The 3,699-nt window shown below is 63.0% G+C and carries 3 protein-coding genes and 1 pseudogene; 2 read left to right on the plus strand and 2 right to left on the minus strand.

Going from position 1 to position 3,699, the window contains the following annotated elements:
* A partial coding sequence (locus EN969_RS21205; protein ID WP_348632399.1) for a DEAD/DEAH box helicase occupies window positions 1-1,253 on the minus strand: 1,253 nt, incomplete at its 3' end.
* A 246-nt stretch (window positions 1,254-1,499) separates the two neighbouring features.
* Here EN969_RS21205 and EN969_RS21210 point away from each other — a divergent pair.
* Entirely contained in the window at window positions 1,500-2,417 is a 918-nt protein-coding gene (locus tag EN969_RS21210; RefSeq protein ID WP_024503787.1) for a peptidylprolyl isomerase, read from the plus strand.
* 70 nt (window positions 2,418-2,487) lie between these two features.
* On the opposite strand, the gene EN969_RS21215 is transcribed toward EN969_RS21210, so the two are convergent.
* Window positions 2,488-3,087: a TetR/AcrR family transcriptional regulator gene (locus tag EN969_RS21215; protein ID WP_063169076.1), complete on the minus strand. Its 600-nt coding sequence runs from the start codon at window positions 3,085-3,087 to the stop codon at window positions 2,488-2,490.
* Window positions 3,088-3,546: 459 nt separating this feature from the next.
* On the opposite strand from EN969_RS21215, the pseudogene EN969_RS21220 reads away from it, so the two are divergent.
* Window positions 3,547-3,699 (plus strand): annotated as a pseudogene (locus EN969_RS21220) (bifunctional ornithine acetyltransferase/N-acetylglutamate synthase); the annotation flags it as partial.

Consider the following 3,699-nt stretch of genomic DNA (forward strand, 5'->3'; position numbering starts at 1 on the left):
CGGTAGACCTCGTCGTCCTCGTCGATGCGGATCACCGGCAGATTGGTCGGGATCTCGGTGACTTCGAGGCCGTAGATGTTGCCGAATTCCTCTGCCTCGGTCAGCGCCGTGCCGGTCATGCCGGACAGCTTCTTGTAGAGGCGGAAATAGTTCTGGAAGGTGACGGAGGCGAGCGTCTGGTTCTCCGGCTGGATCGCCACATGCTCCTTGGCTTCGAGCGCCTGGTGCAGGCCTTCCGAATAGCGGCGGCCCGGCATCATGCGGCCGGTGAACTCGTCGATGATGACGATCTCGCCGTTGCGGACGATATAGTCCTTGTCCTTCTGGAACAGCCGGTGCGCCTTCAGCGCGTTATTGACGTGGTGGACGATGGCGACGTTCTCGACGTCGTAGAGCGACTCGCCCTTGAGCAGGCCGGCGTCGCGCAAAAGGTTCTCGAGCTTCTCGGTGCCTTCCTCGGTGAAGATCGAGGTCTTCTGCTTCTCGTCGATCTCATAATCCTGCGGCTGCAGCTGGATGATGAAGGTGTCGATGGTGTTGTACATTTCCGAACGGTCCTCGAGCGGACCGGAAATGATCAACGGCGTGCGTGCCTCGTCGACCAGGATGGAATCGACTTCGTCGACGATCGCGTAATTGTGACCGCGCTGCACCATCTGGGCGCGCTCGTATTTCATGTTGTCGCGCAGATAGTCGAAGCCGAGCTCGTTGTTGGTGGCGTAGGTGACATCGGCGGCGTAGGCGGCGCTGCGCTCCTCGTCGGACAGGCCGTGGACGATGACGCCGACCGAGAGGCCGAGGAATTTGTAGACGCGGCCCATCCATTCGGAGTCGCGGGTGGCCAGATAGTCGTTGACGGTGACGACGTGGACGCCCTTGCCGGCAAGCGCGTTGAGGTAGACCGGCAGCGTCGCGACCAGGGTCTTGCCCTCGCCAGTGCGCATCTCGGCAATGCCGCCATTGTGCAGCACCATGCCGCCGATCAGCTGGACATCGAAGGGGCGCATGCCGAGCACGCGGCGCGCGGCCTCGCGGGCGGTGGCGAAGGCCGGCACCAACAGATCGTCGAGCGTGGCGCCGTTGGCGATGTCCTGGCGGAATTTCGCGGTGCGGCCGACCAATTCCTCATCGGAAAGCGCCCGCATCTCGTTTTCCATGGCGTTGATCGCCTCGACACGGGGCCGGGTCGATTTGACCCGACGGTCGTTGGAGGAACCGAAAACCTTACGGGCGAGACCGCCGAGACTGACCATCCAATGGTCCTTTCGATAGAATTCTCAATCTTGAGATGAGCGCCGGGCGGCCCCATCAATTCCACGTGAACGTGGACAAACACAAAAAGCGCCCGGAAAACGGTTCTGGACGCAAAGTCGTTGGACAGATAAGAGGGGGCTCAACTGATGTCAACGCCGCGCTGGCCCTGCTGGCTGCGCCAAATTCCGCCACAATCTGGCCGATCTGGAAGCACCCCTCTTAACAATCCCCACCGGAGTCCCCCTATGTCCCTGTTGTTTCGCCGCGCGTCGCTCGCCAGCCTTGGCTTGGCCGTCGGCCTGTCGGCCCTTTCGCTCTCGCCTGTGATGGCGCAGCAAACCGCTCCCGCTCCAGCGGATGCAGCAGCGCCAGCCGCGGCACCGGTCGATCCCAATAAGGTTATCGCCACGGTCAACGGTCAGCCCCTGACCGAAGCAGATCTGGTGCTTGCCGAAGGGGAATTGTCGCAGCAGTTCGCACAATTGCCGCCCGAGCAGCGCCGTGCCGCCGCCCTTTCGGCTGCCATCGAGATCCGCGTCATGGCCGCCCAGGCGGTCACCACAGGGCTCGACAAGGATCCCGACTTCCAGCGCCGCATGGCCTTCCTGCAGCAGCGCGCGCTGCATGGCGAGATGGTCGAGAAGGGTGTCGTCGACAAGGTCACCGACGCCGAGGTCCGCGCCCGTTACGACCAGGAAATCGCCAACACGCCGCCCACCAACGAGCTGCATGCCCGTCACATCCTCGTGAAGACGAAGGAAGAGGCCGAGGCGATCATCAAGCAGCTCGACGGCGGCGCCGACTTCCAGAAGCTCGCCAACGAGCACACCAGCGATCCGTCAGGCAAGACCAGCGGCGGCGACCTCGGCTGGTTCGGACCTGGCCAGATGGTGCCGGAGTTCGACAAGGCGGCCTCCGCGCTCGAGGTCGGCAAATACACCGAGCAGCCGGTGCAAACGCAGTTCGGCTGGCATGTCATCAAGCTCGAGGACAAGCGCACCAAGCAGCCGCCGGCCTTCGACGACGTCAAGGACCAGGCCAAGCAGGCGGTCATCCGCGACAAGTATTTCGCGCTGGTCAAGTCGCTGCGCGCCGGCGCCAAGGTCGAGATCCCCGACGCCAACCTGAAGAAGGCGGTCGATACGCTGGAAAGCGCCAAGTAAGACTGGCAGCTTTTTGAAAAAGGGGCGCGGCAGCCAGGGGTTGCCGCGCCCTTTTCATTCATTGCCGTCTTTACGAGGCAGGCGCCGCTATGCCTCGCATCACGTAGTTGACGGCCTTGCCGATGGTCGCTTCGTCCTCGTCGAGCCGGTTGGTCAGCAGATGTCTCCAGGCGAAGGAGGCGATCAGGTCGGCGACGACAGCTGAATCGATTTCGGCCGGGATTTCGCCCCTTGCCTTGGCGCGTTCGATGATCTGGGCGGTATGGGACCGTCGGCCCAGTGAGTAGTCGGCAAGGGCCGCGGCCGCGGTCGCGTCCGACTGTGCCTCGGCGATCAGCGACCGGAACACGCTTCCCGACGATGTCTCGCGCCAGTGGGCGAACAGGTTTTTCAGGAAGCCGACGAGATCCTCCTCCAGCCGCCCGGTATCGGGAACATCGACGCGCTTCTGGCGCTGGTAGACCTCAAGCAGCAACGCCGCCTTGCTCGGCCACCAGCGATAGATGGTGGGTTTGCCGGCGCGGGCCCGCCGCGCCACCGCCTCGATCGAGAAACCGGCATAACCGGCTTCGACCAGTACGGTCTCGGCGGCTTGGAGAATGGCCTCGGCGCTGTCGGGATTGCGCCGCGCACCGATCGATCTGCGCGCCGGATCGGCGTCCTCGGCCATCTCTGTCGTCCTCGCCAAACACTTCGCCGGCAATATAGGTGACCCGACGCTCAAACGAAACGGCGCGTTTTCAAGCTTCTGGAGACTGGCTAGTCGGGGCAGGGGTTGGTCGTTTTCTGGGAACCTTACCGGCGTGTTGGTTGGCGAGGTCCCAAAAGCAAAACCCGCCGGGACGGCGGGTCACTGGTGCAAATCAGCACCATGGACGAAAATGTAGCATAGCTGCTCTCACCCTGTCAAGAATAAATTCCTATTGAGATGAACGCGGCCGGCGCAAACTGGCTGACACCGCCGGACCGGCCGTCGGACGATGTCTACTGCATGGCTTGCGACGTCTCGGAGCCCTGCTCCCAGGGGCGAGTTCGAGCTCCCGGACAAGAGCGACGAAAACGCCCTTGCGCCGGCGCGGTCTATCGGGCAAACCGGCCTTCCCTTGCGATTTTCCCGCCCGAGGCCTCCATGTCCACGACGATTTCGCCGCTTGCGCCGAAGAAATACCCGAAAATGCCAGAAATCGAGGGGGTGCGCATCGCCACCGCCGAGGCAGGGATAAAGTACAAGGGCCGCACCGATCTTTTGACCATGGTCTTCGATGAAGGCACTGCGGTCGCC

Origin of the sequence: Mesorhizobium sp. M7A.F.Ca.CA.003.01.2.1 (assembly GCF_003998945.1) — a bacterium.
GTDB lineage: Bacteria > Pseudomonadota > Alphaproteobacteria > Rhizobiales > Rhizobiaceae > Mesorhizobium > Mesorhizobium ciceri.

Excerpts from the sequence above, each read along its gene's own strand:
- EN969_RS21215 (WP_063169076.1), bottom strand. The coding sequence starts at position 3,087 with ATGGCCGAGGACGCCGATCCGGCGCGCAGATCGATCGGTGCGCGGCGC.
- EN969_RS21210 (WP_024503787.1), top strand. The coding sequence starts at position 1,500 with ATGTCCCTGTTGTTTCGCCGCGCGTCGCTCGCCAGCCTTGGCTTGGCC.